We start from the raw sequence: 12,686 nt of genomic DNA, 5'->3' as shown, positions 1-12,686 counted from the left end.
ATGACGGATGAATTAGACACCGCTGAACCGAAACCAGAGCCGGCAAAGCAGCCCAGGAAACGCGTCCGACGTTCGACGCTGATCGCCGGCATCGTCGCCCTGGTTCTGATTGCGGCTGGGCCGATCATCGCGTGGCAGGTGACCGCGTCGAACATGCAACCGCAGATCGACTCGGCCAACGCTGCCGTTGCTGCGACTGGCGACAGTTTGAAGCAGGCACAGACCAATCTCACATCGATGCAAGCCCAAGTAGCGAAGGCGGCGAAAGATGAAGCAGACGTCGCCGCACGGGAGTCCGCAGTCACCGCGCGTGAAACCGCTGTCAAGGCGGCTGAGACGATCGTCCAGGCCGGGCAGTTCGGTGACGGCGTGCACGTAGTCGGTACTGACGTGCAACCCGGCGTCTACCACGTCAACTCGGCGACCAACTGCTACTACGTGTTCAAGGATGGTACTGGTGCCGGTGCGAACATCATCGACAACAACATCGTCAGCGGTCCCGTGACCATCACTCTCAAGCAGGGCGATAATCTCACCACAAGTCGTTGCGGCACCTGGACGAAGATCGGCTAGTTCGCTACCTTGTTGAGCATGTCGACGTAGAGTTGCGCCGTTTCAGCATCAAGGCCCGAGCCGATCATGTACTCACGCCTGATCTCGTCGTCGGTAGCGAACTCTAGCTCGGCGATCCCGGTGTCAGCGCTGATCATGGCGATACTAGCCGCGGACACGCCATCAAGCGACCTGACAGGAGTGCGCTCTCGTGCCGCTGGCCGCGGTTGTGGGGCGGGTGGGGTCTCGGGAGGCATGAGCGCCGGCCGGTCAGGTTCTGTCGACGTGGCGGCCGTCAGGGCGGCGAGCTGAGCGCTTCTCTCGTCGAGACGTCGCCGCCATACTTCCAACTGTCGGCGGGTGTCGCGTTCGACGAGTTTCGGGTTACGTCGCCGCGGGTCGTACTTGTAGTGGAGGTTGTGCTGCTCGCGTTTGCGTTGCTTCTCCCAGGCGTGCAGTCGGGCCATTCGTTCCTTCGTGAACTCCTCGTCGCCAAGGTTGCGTGAGACGAGCTCGAGCATGGCGTTGACCCACTGCTCGGCCGAGCGTTCGTCGATGGACAACATCTCGAGCTGCTTCGCGCGGACGCGCTTCTCGTTGCCGTCGATCCACATCACGCCCGGTTCGGGGCCGGTACCGTGCACCATCCGGGCTATGCGGCGGTGGCCGCTGCTACGCCTGGCTGCGCCCCGACGTCGAACGTGACTCGCTTTACGCTCATCCCCGCGGTGATCAGGTTGCGGGCCGCATCCACGGTCGCGAGAGTTGCGGTAGCGACTCGTGCGGCGTCGGCGAACTTCTGGGTGTCACGTTCCACTTGCAACGCGGTGCGTGCGTCGCCTTCGGGGGCGACGTCAATGAGCCGGTTCGCGGTCATCCGGTTGATTCCGGCGATCGTCTGAGGCACCGCATCGCTGCCCTCCTTGAGTGCGATGTGGCCGGGGGCGAATCGTTGCACAGCGAGCAGCCCGTCAGTGTCGAGCATGGGCACGATCTGATCCCACTGCTTACCGTCGTCGAGCATCGGCTTCACACTGTTGTTCCACGCCTGATCGGTACGTGTCAGCTGGGCGAGATCGTTGGGAGCGAGCTTCGGCTTGTAGGGTTCGGCCGCTTTCACCGCCTCGGTGCGCGCTTCGAGCGCGTTCTGGTCGAACGTTCGAGCGCGGTCTCGGAGGTATCCGAGGAGCACGTCCTGTGCGTCCACCTTCACGGCCTCCACGGCCTCAGGGGTGAGGGTGGTGTTCTTGTACATCGCGACCTGTTGCAGAGCGTTGGTTACCCGCTCAGTGACCTGGTACGCCGCGGTGACAGCGCTCTGCGCCTGCCGGGCTGGGCCAGAGAAAACGTCCACCGGGTCGTTGCCGAGGTGGAGTGACGACACGAGCGCTTCCGATTCCAGGCGAACGGTGCGGTCGGGGTTCTGCGATTGCAATACACCCATGATCAGGGTCTCCTTTAGATGGTTGCGGTGAGGGCCTGCGCTGAGGCGTGGTCGGTCACGCTCTTGATTTGGTCGACGAGAGCGGTAATCTGATCGACAACCGCCTGCTCGTCCGTCGTGAGCGGGTCGGCGAGAACGGTGCGGTACTTCACGTCATCATCGGTCACGACCTCGATCTCGGTACTCGGCTCGGCCTGGGCACGAAGCATCTCCTCGAGTAAGTGCCTGCCCTGCTGTGCGTTTCGGTGATGACCGACCAGGAAGTCACGAGTCAATCTCTCCCGTGCGACATCGAGCTCGCCCTCACTATGCCTCCAGACCGGGTCGACGAGCAGTACCACGCCCCCGAGATCCGGCCAGTCGACGTTCGTTCTTGAAGCCTTTCCTAGGTCGGCTTCCATGTCGAGTGCCGCGTTCTTGAGTGTCTGAAGCAGCACCTCAGCCCGATCGATAAATGCCATAGTGTCTATCTCCTCTTGTTTGGTTGGTGGACTAGATTCCGGTTCTTTGTCGACCCGTGGAAACGGTCGTTGCACGCGATTTAGCGGAATCGTTGAGCACGATATGGGCTTCACCGTTCGCCAGTTCCCGCAGCACCCCGAACAGGCTTCCATCCATGTAGATTGGCCGGTCAGGAGCGGGATTTTGAGAGGACGACGACGCAACGCCCGATGCGCCGCCGCCCGGCTGATACGCGATGCCTGCGATACCTGCAGACGGACGAAACTGCCCGGACGACATGCCAGCCATTGACGCCATGACGCTTGCGTAGGAATCGCCCGCGTTGATCGCTTTCAAGGCCGGCCGCCACTCCGAGGCGTAGGGCTCCTGGATCACCTCTTCGCCGAGCGAAAGCATCGTGGCGATCGAATCCGACTTCGACGTTCCAGGCCCGAACGCTGTACCGCCGGAAGTACCACCTCCGGCGAAGTGCTGGATCGTTCCCCCGTCCGCCTTCTTGAGCAAAGACCCGTCACCCTGTTGCGGGAGCTGGTTGTTTACGTAGTTCGTGACCTGCGTGGTGGTCATGATGACGTCGATCGGGATCGTGGTTCTGATCTTCGCGAGCTCGGCGTTGAACGCGTCGATCTTCGCGTTCGCGGAGTCGGTCTTCGCCTCAATGTCTGTCGTGTGTGACTGGGGGATCTGACCGATGTTGTCGATCATCGCCTGGATGGCGGTGGTGTCACCGCCCACTGCGGCGATGTGGTCTCGGAGCGCGGAGAGGTCAGCGATGTAGGCCGAGGTACCATCTCTCGTGAGGCTCGTGCCCCCGCTCACCGCCTCTGCGTGCGCTTGTGCAGCTTTGATGGCTGATTGGATTTGTGTCTCGTTGTCGAGGCCGGCACGCGTGTTCTCGTCGAGCGTCGACCCGTTCTTCGTGAGCGCATCGCTCACGTTGAGGAGTGCCGAGTGGAATTGAGTGTTGGCCGTCGATACATCCAGAGTCTTGCCGTTGAGGGCATCGAACGCCTGCTTCAGAAGGCCCGCCGCGTCGTTCTCGAGCTGCATTTGTGCGGTAGCGGCAGCGGCCTGCTGAGCCATGTTTGCCTGAGCCTGCATCGCGGCAAGGTATGCCGACGTCGTGAGCCCGGTCGCGGCCGCGTTCTGTTGTAACGCGAGTTTCTGCGCGTCTGTGGAGAGCGTCACCCCACCGATGGCGGTCTGGGTGTCGTTGTAGGTCTGGATCTGTGCCTGCAGCTTCTCCGACTGCGACTGAACCGCACCCGTGACTGTGTCGACGGCCTGCGCGGTCGCGATCTGCGAATCACTCATCTGATGGTACGAGCCGGTCGAGTTCTGTACCGTCAGCGCGCCCACCGCGTATGACGCCCGGGCCTTGTCGACGGCTTCGGTTACGACTTTGTGTGCGTCTGCGTTGCCGAGCACGTCCTGTGTCAGATCCTGTGTCGAGATCCCGAGCAGCTTCGCGGCCTCGTAGGCGTTGGCGTCTGCGAGGCCCTTCGCAGCTTGCGCGGTGATGTTCGTGCCGATCGCACCAGAGTCGGCCTCGATTGCTGCGGTGTAATCGGTCTGCGCGTCGGTCGCCTGCTTGCTCGAGGCGGTCACTGACACGAACACAGCGGCCAGGGCTGCGACGCCCGCCACTACCCACCCCACGGGCCCCAGTGAAGCCTCCACGGTGCCAGAGAGCGTGGCCACGGCCACTTTGATGCCGTCGATCATGGGGACGATGAACCCCCACGCCTTGAATGCCACGGTCCCCCACGTGACGGCGGAGATCAGCGCTGAAAGAACACCCACTGGCATTCCGCTTATGACGTTCGATACGCCTGTCAGAACCTCCAAGCCAACGGTGCCCATCGGGGCGAGAGCTTCGATGACGTGTAGAACGGCGGTGGCGAGAGAACCGAGAAACGCGGAAACCGTCGGCAACGCGCCCATGGCGTAGGAAGTGAACGATTGAAGCCCGCTGCCCTGCGTCCACCTGTCGAAGTCTTCTGAGAGTCGTTCGACGTATGCGCCGGCCGTGAGCAGCAGTGGGCTGAGAACCCGTACCGAGGTGATCGCCCCGGTGAAGAGGTTCCCGCCGGTCTGGCCGAGTAGCCCGGAGAACTTGCCGACTTCCTGGTTCAGGAACGGCATGTCCGAGTTGGACTCCGCGACGACCTTCTGGAAACTCGACAGCATCGTCAGGGCTGACGTCGACGAGAGAGTGTCGAGGTTGCCCTTCAGTGACTGAAGCCCCGACGAATACGCTGCCCCGGCGTCGGTGTTGTTCTTGATCTCGTTCCGGATGCCCAACAGGGCGAGTACCCCGGCAACACCCATCCCGCCAAGGGCTCCTGCGTACCCGATTGCTCCGGCCGCGAGGGGGGCCATCATTGGGAGAACCGCCGCGATGGCTGCCGCCATGGTCACGAGTCGGGAGTTGTTCTGCTGGCCCGCGTTCGCGGCTCGTGTCGTGGATGCGGCTACGGCTTCTTCACCAGCAGCTTCTTCGCCAGCGGTTCCTGCCGCCTCAGCCTGCGCACGAGCGAGTTCCGCGGTCTCGGCAGCTAGTCTTTGTGTTGCAACCCAGGCCGCCACCGTCTGCCCTGTAGATGACGATGACGGCCCGGAGACTGACAGCCCGGTCTTAGACCCGTTCAGCCGTGCCTGTGCTGCCTGAAGGGTCTCGAGCTGGGCGAGGGCCGCGGTGACATTCGCTCCGACCTTGATGTCGGGATGCATGCTGCCAAGTTCATTGACCTCCCGCTTGGTGAGGCCGAGCGCTTCGACCCACTGGGTTCGATCGAGGGTCAGGATGCCCTTGATCGAGCCGACGGTGGTTTCGCCGTCGCTCATCAGAACGCCGTTCCGAGGGTTTCAGCCATGATCTGCATGACGGCCTCTGATTCGCTGAACATCGGTTGCTCGAGAAAAAGTGGCTGACCGTGTGTGTGGCGTAGGCCGAGCTTGTAGTGCTGATACCGCGCGTACGGGCCGGGGTAGACGATCTTTGCCTCATCACCTTCGACAGTGACGGACGCTGAGCCGACAAGGTGCCCTGTCTGAACCGGCACGAGCGGTGCTGAGACTGCGCGGATGTGTTCCATTCCGCGGCCGACAGCTATCGGGGTGAGTGAGGCGATCTGTTCGTCGAGCGCGTCGAGCCCGCTCATGTCGATGCTCCACTCGAGCATCATGCGGCCTTCGGCTTGGCCCGCCGTGCAGCACGATTCGCGGGCGCAGGTTCGGGCTGTGACTTGGCTTCGAGGAGCGCAGCGATCTTTACCGGATCGGCGCCTGCTTCCCACGTCGCCTCGGCCATTTGTCGACCGTATTGGTAGTCAGCGAGGGCCGTGAGCGCGACGCGCGTTCGGCTGACTTGGCCGAAACCCCATCCGCGACCATTTCGTCCCACACCGGGCCGAGCAGAAGCCGCCACAACGCTTCCACTGATTCGTCGTGGCCGTCGTCGCCCCGAATGAGGGCGTTCAGTTTCGCGCCCGTTTCGATGAGAATCGGAGGCGGGGTGTACACCTTGCCGTTGAGAGGGAACGACATCAGCGGGTCCATGATCTCGGCAAGATCTACCAGGGTATTGACGACCTTCACGGCATCCTCGGCTGCTGACGGCCTGGGCGGGATGTCTCCGCCGAATTCTTCGGCAACGCTGTCGGTCAACTTGGTCATGGTTACACCACGCCTTTCGCGGTCAGATGGTTGGAGATCTTCTCGAGCACTGCGGCGTCTTCGATGTGGCCGAATTCCTCGACGCTGATGCCGAGTGAGTTTGCATAGTCCGCGTCGGTGGTCGGGTTCTTGGCCTGCCGCGCTGCGTCTCTGCCGAGCAAAGCTTCGAGTTCACCAGCTCGGTGTGCGGTGTCGATCTGTTCGGGTGTGGCCGTCTTGACCCACGCCTCTGTCTTCTGGTCAGCCACGGTCACTCCTCCTTTGCGCCGAGGCTGGCAAGCAGCGCGAACGCTGCCTCCCGTCGTTGCGGGTCGGCGGGCACGAGCCGGCCGCCGCTTGCTTCGAAGTGACGGAAGATGAGGTTCAGAATGTGTGGGCCGTTGATCTGCTGCACTCGGGTATTGCCGGCGAGGATGTCACCGACTGCGCTCAGCCCGAGTCCCTCATGAGCGGCTGACGGGCGACCCATCTCCGGGACTCCCAAGGCCCTCAAACGCTGGCCCCACTCGCGAACGCGTTCGTCGTGGCCCTCGGTTCGATCGACGAACGTCTGGACGGCGTCTTCGACAGCCTTCAGCAGTCGGGTGAGTTCCGTCGCGGTGGCTGTGCTGGCCGATTCGATCTCGACACGAAGATCTCGGCGCGCGGCGACTTCAGCGGCGATGCGGTCGCGTTCGGCCCTGAGACGTGTTGCAGAGGCTCTGAGCGACGCGAACCGCGACAGCGATTCCGAGGACTGCAGCTGCTCCGGGGTCACCGACTCGTCACCGTTGATCACCGCCTGCTCGAGACTGGCGACGAGCGCTTCAGCCTCGGCCGCTTCCCTCTCCGCGAGCTTCACGTGCTCCGCGGTCACCATCGTGTCGGTCATGTTCGCTTCTCCGGAATCGGTAGTCATCGAAATCGGTGCGTGCAATCCACCAGTCGTGACCCGTCTTCCGGGCGGACAGTCGACCCGCCGCGCAAGCTTTCTGAATCGCACGAGCCGAACACCCGTACAACTCGGCAGCTTCCGCGGAGGTCAACCATCCCGTTGCATCACCACTAACGACACTATTCGGGTCCTGATCAGGGGTTCGTTTACCCGAACCCTCATCCGAATAGTTCATGACCGACGCGATCTGCAACGCCTCCAACGTCGCGATCACGTCATCCGCGAGGCCGCCGCCTCGCCCAAGGCGCCGCATGCCCCTGATGTCACGCACCGCCGCCCCGAGGAACCAGTCAGCGAGCCGGGCCGGCACACGCACCGACCCATCCGGCTGCAACAGCACCTCGAGGCGACTGCGGTCATCATCGGTCACGACGTCGTCACAAGACCTTGTCGTCGCCGAAATCGGGGTCTTGGTCATCCATGCCATCGAGCGCGTCGCCCACGACGACCGAGAACTCGACCACTGAGAGCGCGTTCTCGACATAAGCCTGAACCCCAGCATGATCCATCGGCGACTCAGTCCGATTCGAGGCGTAGTTCAGGATCGACAGTGCGGCGATGAACGCGAGCGTCACCGGAGGGTCAGGCGTGGTGATCGCATACCCGGCCAACTCCGGCATCAACTCGGCAACGTCAACTTCAGGATTCTCGAAGCACATCGCGATCAGGCGAATCATCTCCCTTGTGTGCGCAGCCGCCTCCGGACTCATGAGACCCTCGGCGCTCGGAACGTCAGATCCACCATGCGGGCCTGGGTCTGCACATTGGTCTGCACGGTCTCCAAATCGGCCGCACGCCGCTTCAGATATCCCACCTGGATGGCGGCGGCGTTCTTCTCCTTCCGCAGCGTCATCGTGTCCAGATCCGCCACCGCCTCCCGATCCTTCACCGACCCCTCAGCCCGTCGATACGCCACCGCCCACTCGCGCCTAAAGTCCTCATCAGCAGAGGCAGCCTTAGACTCAGCGTCTCTAATATCCACGGCGCTCCTCATCACTGCGTGCCGGATTTCATCAAGCTCAGTTACTACACGATCTGGTGTCTTCACGACGCCACCCTGCCCTTCCCTATTTCGGCCACTGGCCACTCGATTGCTGCTTTTTTCGTGCTCGGTGTTGCCTCTGATTCCCTTGCCTGTCCTCTCCTGTCTTGTCCTGGGGACACGTCCCCGGTACCGTCCCCGGGACTGTCAGAGAAGGAAGGGGACTCACGCTTAGACGCTCTCGATCGGCGCTTCTTCTCGCGGTCCGCCTGTCGCATGTTGTCGAGCACCTCCAAGTCGTGCTTGCTCGTCTGCGTGGTGGAGAAGTCGACGAGCAGCCATGCCTCATCAGTTCTTGTGCACAACTCGACCGCGAGCATCTCGGCGAGAGTGTTCTGGTTCAGACCTCGGATGAGTGGCAAGTCCTCCGGGTGGATTAGGCCGTCTGTGCGGTTTGAAACACTCCACATCGTCGCGGTTACGAACGCCCTGAAGCCGGCGTCAGTGAGCCGGTTCACGCGTCGGTCGACGAGATACCGTTCGGGCATTCGTGCGTCTGTCATGTCACCTCCACGGCGAGTAGCGGGGCACCCTTCCGGATGCCCCGCCGATTTTTACGGCCAGTCGCTGACGGGTTCGCGTTCGGCTTCGTGCGCGGCCGCTATGAGGGCCACCCCGAGCCTCACAGCCTCTTCAGAGAACAGAATCAGCTCGTAGCCCGGGAAAAGCGCGGCGACCCCCGGCCCCATGTCGCTAGCGATAACAGAAGGCTCGACCCGTATCGAGCCGCCCGCGAATCTGGCATCGACGATGGTCGTCATCGAGTGCCCACGATCTCGAACTTCATTTTTGGCTCGACCGGGATGGGGTCTGCCTGACAGACATCATCGATCTTCCGAGCCATCTCGATGAGCTTGATCGCGAGGTAGCGAGCCTCTTCGGTCGTGATGAAGTCGACGGTCATCTCGTCTTCGCCTGAAACGAGTACCACCGACAGCTCGTCCCCGGTCTTCCCAGTGGTCGCGTAGGGCATCAGCGAACCTCACCGTTCAGCCGCTCAACGAGCTCTGCCGCCCTCAGCAGCTCGACCGCGAACACCTGCGCCTCTGGCAGCGTCATCGCGCCCTCTTGGCGCATGAACGGGCTCAGATACCATTCGTCAGCATCGGAGGGATTCTTGATGATGTCGAAGACTGCGTTTACCGTCGTTGCTCGAATCGGAATGTCCTCGTAGGCAGTGGCCCCGATCCGCGGGTCTTCCGGCACATGCTCAATTTCGGGCGTCTGCACGTTCCCGAGAATCGAGTCGAGTTCGTCGGCTGCCCGCAGCAGACCGAACGCGATGCGTCGAGCGAGATCAGGATCGCGGATGCCGTCTTCGACGTCTCGGACTTCCTCCGAGAAAAGGTCGATCACAACCGGGCCTTCGATTGTTTCGTCGCGGTCGACGTCGTATTCGTCGTCCCTGCGAATCATGACGGTGACGCCTGCCTCATCTACGAGGTGGTCGGAGACCCAAACAGCGGTCGGGTTGCCGTTGGGCTTCATCGAGATCTCGGAGTCGGACAATTCGAGGTTCGCCCACGCAGGTTCTTTGCCCTTGAACATCGCTGTGTCGGGGCCGAAGTGCGAGGCGTACATCTCGCCCAGCGCCTCCGGCCCGAGGTCATCCCAGATGCCTAGCCAGCGCGGCCGATCCGTCTCGACCCAGGCGCGAAGTTCGTTGTAGCGATCCGAACCCTTCTCGATCGGCATTGAAGCCTCGGCTATGGCCTTCTCGTAGGCAGTGCGGTTGTCGGTGGGCGTCGGTACACTGGTTGTAGAGTTCATTTCGATTCGTTCCTTTGCTTAGCGGTTTGGGATTTCGGATTGTTGCCCTCGGGATCTGCCAGGATTTCGAGGGCTTTTCTTTTCGGTGACGGCAGTCGTTTTACGCCGAGAATTGCGCGAGCATCTGCGTCGGTCATCCACGCGGCGGGCATCGGCCCGAAGAAGACCAGCCAGGTTTCGAGACGCATCTTCTGCACCTCAGACCACTCGCTGATTGGCAAAGCGTTTCGCAGCGGCGAGGTGGACCACTCGGGATGGAAAGTCTCGGGGATGTTCATTTGACCGCCCAGACTGCCCCGGTGCTGCCGGACCGCGTGCGCCGCCGCTCGTTCGTGTTGACCACGCGACCCTCGAGCAACAGCGCGTGGCGTCGTGTCCTGACACTTTGCGGGGTGACAGGCGGCGTCGACGGGTTCGTGAAGACGTACGCCTCATACAAATCGACCAGCTCTTCGTCGGTCGATTTACCGTAAGCGTTGAGCAGGTAGACGATGGCGTCCTTCACCGCATCCACTTTCTCGTCGTTCTGGCGAGCAGCGGCTTCCCATGAGGGCTCACCGTCCCGCGCCCGAACTTTGCCCTTGAACTCGACGCTCATCACGCGACATCCTCAGCGAACGCCTTGTTGATGAAGTCGACCACATCGGACTCCCGGAACATTCTTCGACCGCCGATGAGCGCCGACTTGGGAGCGGTGCCCTGGTGAATCATCCATCGGAGTTGGGCGTCCGATTTACGAAGACGCTTGGCCGTCTCGCTCAGCGTGTACAGCGCAATTGCTGATTCCAATTTCTCCTCCATTCGTGTTTGTTAGGTAACACGAATCAGCATATGTCGAAATGTGTTGACGCGCAATGCGATTTCGTGGGAACCTCGATACACGATGGAAAACGAAGTAGATGCGGAAGATCTGACAGCAGCCGTAGACCGCAGTTTCGCCCGCAACGTAAAGCGCATGCGTGAGCGTGTCGGATGGTCGCAACTCGAGCTGGCTCAACGCCTTTCGGAGATCGGTGTGCCCGGATTTCATCAAACGACCGTCGCCCGGATCGAGAGCGGACAGCGCGCTCTACGAGCCTCGGAAGCAATCGCCGTCGCTCGACTACTCGAATGCCGCGTGGAGGACTTGGCGGAGTCCTCGAACATGGCCGAACTACGAGAGTCGAGACAATATCTGAACGATCGCATCAAGCAGCTTCGCGACGCCGCCCAGGAGCTAACGCATGCGCGGATGCTTACGGCGATGCAATTGGATCGCAAGTATCCCTATTCGAAATCCGGGGACTTGGACGAGTATCGCCGAACTATCTTGGCGAACGACGTCGACGACTTCCTTTTCGGATATGTCGAGGAGACACTCCTCGACAACTCAGATCCCGTCGATATTGTCGAAGAGAATGTTCGAGTCCAGCATGAAGAATGGCGCACTGGATTGACCCCATGGGTGATGTCGCGAATGCTGCTGCTCGCCGAAAGCATGATGACCGTGGGTTGGCGTGGACTGGTTGTCAATGAGAAATTCGAGTCCAGCGACGATGATTTCGAACGCGATGTCCTCGTCCATTTCGGCGAAATCGATGGCGAGCATCGTGAAGGGGCCGATTGGCTTGGTCTTGTCGTCAACGACAAGACAGATACCAAGCAGCGCTTCTGATGGCGAGCATTCAGAAGAGGCCTAACGGGTCGTGGCGGGCTCGGTACCGTGACGATGAGGGCAAAGAGCACGCGAAGCATTTCGAACGGAAGATCGACGCTCAGCGGTGGCTGGACGGCATCACTGCGGCCGTCATCAGCGGCACCTACGTAGACCCTCGGGCGGGGAAGGTCACCTTGACTTCATACTTCGCGGAGTGGTCGAGCCGGCAGGTCTGGGCCCCCCGAACGGCGAGGAATATGAGTCTCGCGGTTCGAACATGCACCTTCGCGGACATCGAGCTCGGCCGGGTTCGAAGATCGCACGTTGAGTCGTGGGTCAAGGTGATGGTCGATGCGAAGCTCGCGCCGGGAACGATTCGCACGCGCACCAGAAACGTGCGAGCTGTACTCAGAGGCGCGAAGCGTGATCGGGTGATAGGAAACGACCCGTCAGAGGGCGTCACGCTCCCCCGAGTTCGCAAGGCTGAGTACTCGATGGCGATACCGAGCCCGGAGGCCGTGGGGGCTCTTCTGCGGGCCTCCGGCGATTGGTTCCGGCCGTTCATCGCTCTCTGCGCCTTCGCGGGACTGAGGCTAGGTGAGGCGTCAGCCGTGCAGCTCGCAGATATCGACTTCCTGCGCCGACAGCTTCACGTGCAGCGGCAAGTCCACCGCCCAAGCCCGGGCCGGATCGATATCACGCCGCCCAAATACGGCTCCGAGCGCGTCGTATACCTGCCAGACGAACTTGTCATGATGCTCTCGAAACACGTACGAGAGATCGGCGTTTACGGCACCGAGCAGTGGCTCTTCGTCGGCGATGAGAGCATGCCGCCGCACCAAAGCACCATGCGGTACTGGTGGATCAAGGCCGTGCGGGATGCTGGGCTCGCCGACATCCGACTCCACGATCTCAGGCACTTCTACGCCTCTGGCCTCATTGCGGCCGGATGCGACGTCGTCACCGTTCAGAGAGCACTCGGCCACTCAAGCGCGACTACAACTCTCGCGACCTACTCGCACCTTTGGCCAAACGCCGAAGACCGAACCCGAGTGGCCGCTAGTGGTCTGATGCAGTCGGCCATTGGGATTCCTGCGGACTCTGCGCGGACCGAACAGGCCTAAACCCCTTAACCCCCTATGTTCTGCAGGGTTGAGTAGCGTTCACC

General features: G+C 61.7%; 22 protein-coding genes. 3 read left to right on the top strand and 19 right to left on the bottom strand.

The window, feature by feature from the left end; genetic code table 11:
• Complete coding sequence (locus tag LQ955_RS18390) at positions 1 to 573, top strand: hypothetical protein (protein ID WP_231025925.1); 573 nt, start codon at positions 1 to 3, stop codon at positions 571 to 573.
• On the opposite strand, the gene LQ955_RS18385 is transcribed toward LQ955_RS18390, so the two are convergent.
• The 19 genes from LQ955_RS18385 to LQ955_RS18305 all read right to left on the bottom strand — a co-directional run bounded on the left by LQ955_RS18385 (position 570) and on the right by LQ955_RS18305 (position 10,671).
• The gene (locus tag LQ955_RS18385; RefSeq protein ID WP_231025924.1) at positions 570 to 1,169 is read right to left on the bottom strand and encodes a hypothetical protein; all 600 of its coding nucleotides are present in this window, start codon (positions 1,167 to 1,169) and stop codon (positions 570 to 572) included. The genes LQ955_RS18390 and LQ955_RS18385 overlap by 4 nt on opposite strands.
• Positions 1,170 to 1,204: 35 nt before the next feature.
• Positions 1,205 to 1,996, bottom strand: a complete 792-nt coding sequence (locus LQ955_RS18380; RefSeq protein WP_231025923.1) for a hypothetical protein — start codon at positions 1,994 to 1,996, stop codon at positions 1,205 to 1,207.
• Positions 1,997 to 2,010: 14 nt separating this feature from the next.
• Positions 2,011 to 2,457, bottom strand: coding sequence for a hypothetical protein (locus LQ955_RS18375; protein WP_231025922.1), 447 nt, complete (start codon positions 2,455 to 2,457; stop codon positions 2,011 to 2,013).
• 31 nt (positions 2,458 to 2,488) lie between these two features.
• Positions 2,489 to 5,305 carry a hypothetical protein gene (locus tag LQ955_RS18370; RefSeq protein ID WP_231025921.1) on the bottom strand — a complete coding sequence of 939 codons (2,817 nt, stop codon included), beginning with the start codon at positions 5,303 to 5,305 and terminating at the stop codon, positions 2,489 to 2,491.
• Positions 5,305 to 5,646 carry a minor capsid protein gene (locus tag LQ955_RS18365; protein WP_231025920.1) on the bottom strand — a complete coding sequence of 114 codons (342 nt, stop codon included), beginning with the start codon at positions 5,644 to 5,646 and terminating at the stop codon, positions 5,305 to 5,307. The genes LQ955_RS18370 and LQ955_RS18365 overlap by 1 nt, the downstream gene beginning before the upstream one ends.
• A complete protein-coding gene (locus tag LQ955_RS20315) occupies positions 5,643 to 5,771 on the bottom strand; it encodes a hypothetical protein (protein WP_449342977.1) in 129 nt (42 codons plus the stop codon). Before LQ955_RS20315 ends, LQ955_RS18365 begins: the two co-directional genes overlap by 4 nt.
• Positions 5,732 to 6,136, bottom strand: a complete 405-nt coding sequence (locus LQ955_RS18360; RefSeq protein WP_231025919.1) for a DUF7426 family protein — start codon at positions 6,134 to 6,136, stop codon at positions 5,732 to 5,734. The genes LQ955_RS20315 and LQ955_RS18360 overlap by 40 nt, the downstream gene beginning before the upstream one ends.
• Before the next feature lie 2 nt (positions 6,137 to 6,138).
• A complete protein-coding gene (locus LQ955_RS18355) occupies positions 6,139 to 6,384 on the bottom strand; it encodes a hypothetical protein (RefSeq protein WP_231025918.1) in 246 nt (81 codons plus the stop codon).
• A gap of 2 nt (positions 6,385 to 6,386) precedes the next feature.
• Positions 6,387 to 7,007, bottom strand: a complete 621-nt coding sequence (locus tag LQ955_RS18350) for a hypothetical protein (RefSeq protein ID WP_231025917.1) — start codon at positions 7,005 to 7,007, stop codon at positions 6,387 to 6,389.
• Positions 6,943 to 7,245, bottom strand: coding sequence for a helix-turn-helix domain-containing protein (locus LQ955_RS20275; protein ID WP_390623497.1), 303 nt, complete (start codon positions 7,243 to 7,245; stop codon positions 6,943 to 6,945). Before LQ955_RS20275 ends, LQ955_RS18350 begins: the two co-directional genes overlap by 65 nt.
• A gap of 202 nt (positions 7,246 to 7,447) precedes the next feature.
• Positions 7,448 to 7,747 (bottom strand): hypothetical protein, encoded by a 300-nt coding sequence (locus tag LQ955_RS18345; protein WP_231025916.1) that lies wholly within the window; start codon positions 7,745 to 7,747, stop codon positions 7,448 to 7,450.
• 29 nt (positions 7,748 to 7,776) lie between these two features.
• Positions 7,777 to 8,118: a hypothetical protein gene (locus LQ955_RS18340; RefSeq protein ID WP_231025915.1), complete on the bottom strand. Its 342-nt coding sequence runs from the start codon at positions 8,116 to 8,118 to the stop codon at positions 7,777 to 7,779.
• Positions 8,115 to 8,615: a hypothetical protein gene (locus tag LQ955_RS18335; protein WP_231025914.1), complete on the bottom strand. Its 501-nt coding sequence runs from the start codon at positions 8,613 to 8,615 to the stop codon at positions 8,115 to 8,117. Before LQ955_RS18335 ends, LQ955_RS18340 begins: the two co-directional genes overlap by 4 nt.
• A 51-nt stretch (positions 8,616 to 8,666) precedes the next feature.
• Complete coding sequence (locus tag LQ955_RS18330) at positions 8,667 to 8,873, bottom strand: hypothetical protein (RefSeq protein WP_231025913.1); 207 nt, start codon at positions 8,871 to 8,873, stop codon at positions 8,667 to 8,669.
• Positions 8,870 to 9,085, bottom strand: a complete 216-nt coding sequence (locus LQ955_RS18325) for a hypothetical protein (protein WP_231025912.1) — start codon at positions 9,083 to 9,085, stop codon at positions 8,870 to 8,872. Before LQ955_RS18325 ends, LQ955_RS18330 begins: the two co-directional genes overlap by 4 nt.
• Entirely contained in the window at positions 9,085 to 9,882 is a 798-nt protein-coding gene (locus LQ955_RS18320) for a hypothetical protein (protein WP_231025911.1), read from the bottom strand. Before LQ955_RS18320 ends, LQ955_RS18325 begins: the two co-directional genes overlap by 1 nt.
• Positions 9,879 to 10,160 carry a hypothetical protein gene (locus LQ955_RS18315; protein WP_231025910.1) on the bottom strand — a complete coding sequence of 94 codons (282 nt, stop codon included), beginning with the start codon at positions 10,158 to 10,160 and terminating at the stop codon, positions 9,879 to 9,881. The genes LQ955_RS18320 and LQ955_RS18315 overlap by 4 nt, the downstream gene beginning before the upstream one ends.
• Positions 10,157 to 10,480, bottom strand: a complete 324-nt coding sequence (locus LQ955_RS18310; protein WP_231025909.1) for a hypothetical protein — start codon at positions 10,478 to 10,480, stop codon at positions 10,157 to 10,159. The genes LQ955_RS18315 and LQ955_RS18310 overlap by 4 nt, the downstream gene beginning before the upstream one ends.
• Positions 10,480 to 10,671, bottom strand: coding sequence for a helix-turn-helix transcriptional regulator (locus LQ955_RS18305; protein ID WP_231025908.1), 192 nt, complete (start codon positions 10,669 to 10,671; stop codon positions 10,480 to 10,482). Before LQ955_RS18305 ends, LQ955_RS18310 begins: the two co-directional genes overlap by 1 nt.
• A 94-nt stretch (positions 10,672 to 10,765) precedes the next feature.
• On the opposite strand from LQ955_RS18305, the gene LQ955_RS18300 reads away from it, so the two are divergent.
• A complete protein-coding gene (locus tag LQ955_RS18300) occupies positions 10,766 to 11,536 on the top strand; it encodes a helix-turn-helix transcriptional regulator (RefSeq protein WP_231025907.1) in 771 nt (256 codons plus the stop codon).
• A complete protein-coding gene (locus LQ955_RS18295; RefSeq protein WP_231025906.1) occupies positions 11,536 to 12,642 on the top strand; it encodes a tyrosine-type recombinase/integrase in 1,107 nt (368 codons plus the stop codon). The genes LQ955_RS18300 and LQ955_RS18295 overlap by 1 nt, the downstream gene beginning before the upstream one ends.
• Positions 12,643 to 12,686: the final 44 nt, after the last annotated feature.

The sequence above is a fragment of the Subtercola endophyticus genome (assembly GCF_021044565.1).
Lineage (GTDB): Bacteria > Actinomycetota > Actinomycetes > Actinomycetales > Microbacteriaceae > Subtercola > Subtercola endophyticus.
The sequence above is the reverse complement of the archived record's forward strand: the minus strand, read 5'-3'. Positions and strand labels throughout refer to the sequence as shown.

Coding starts and splice junctions, on each gene's coding strand:
- LQ955_RS18330 (WP_231025913.1), bottom strand. CDS start 8,873: ATGACGACCATCGTCGATGCCAGATTCGCGGGCGGCTCGATACGGGTC.
- LQ955_RS20275 (WP_390623497.1), bottom strand. CDS start 7,245: ATGAACTATTCGGATGAGGGTTCGGGTAAACGAACCCCTGATCAGGAC.
- LQ955_RS18325 (WP_231025912.1), bottom strand. CDS start 9,085: ATGCCCTACGCGACCACTGGGAAGACCGGGGACGAGCTGTCGGTGGTA.
- LQ955_RS18365 (WP_231025920.1), bottom strand. CDS start 5,646: ATGATGCTCGAGTGGAGCATCGACATGAGCGGGCTCGACGCGCTCGAC.
- LQ955_RS18320 (WP_231025911.1), bottom strand. CDS start 9,882: ATGAACTCTACAACCAGTGTACCGACGCCCACCGACAACCGCACTGCC.
- LQ955_RS18310 (WP_231025909.1), bottom strand. CDS start 10,480: ATGAGCGTCGAGTTCAAGGGCAAAGTTCGGGCGCGGGACGGTGAGCCC.
- LQ955_RS18360 (WP_231025919.1), bottom strand. CDS start 6,136: ATGACCAAGTTGACCGACAGCGTTGCCGAAGAATTCGGCGGAGACATC.
- LQ955_RS18370 (WP_231025921.1), bottom strand. CDS start 5,305: ATGAGCGACGGCGAAACCACCGTCGGCTCGATCAAGGGCATCCTGACC.
- LQ955_RS18350 (WP_231025917.1), bottom strand. CDS start 7,007: ATGACCGACACGATGGTGACCGCGGAGCACGTGAAGCTCGCGGAGAGG.
- LQ955_RS18345 (WP_231025916.1), bottom strand. CDS start 7,747: ATGATTCGCCTGATCGCGATGTGCTTCGAGAATCCTGAAGTTGACGTT.
- LQ955_RS20315 (WP_449342977.1), bottom strand. CDS start 5,771: ATGGCCGAGGCGACGTGGGAAGCAGGCGCCGATCCGGTAAAGATCGCT.
- LQ955_RS18335 (WP_231025914.1), bottom strand. CDS start 8,615: ATGACAGACGCACGAATGCCCGAACGGTATCTCGTCGACCGACGCGTG.
- LQ955_RS18300 (WP_231025907.1), top strand. CDS start 10,766: ATGGAAAACGAAGTAGATGCGGAAGATCTGACAGCAGCCGTAGACCGC.
- LQ955_RS18390 (WP_231025925.1), top strand. CDS start 1: ATGACGGATGAATTAGACACCGCTGAACCGAAACCAGAGCCGGCAAAG.
- LQ955_RS18375 (WP_231025922.1), bottom strand. CDS start 2,457: ATGGCATTTATCGATCGGGCTGAGGTGCTGCTTCAGACACTCAAGAAC.
- LQ955_RS18295 (WP_231025906.1), top strand. CDS start 11,536: ATGGCGAGCATTCAGAAGAGGCCTAACGGGTCGTGGCGGGCTCGGTAC.
- LQ955_RS18380 (WP_231025923.1), bottom strand. CDS start 1,996: ATGGGTGTATTGCAATCGCAGAACCCCGACCGCACCGTTCGCCTGGAA.
- LQ955_RS18315 (WP_231025910.1), bottom strand. CDS start 10,160: ATGAACATCCCCGAGACTTTCCATCCCGAGTGGTCCACCTCGCCGCTG.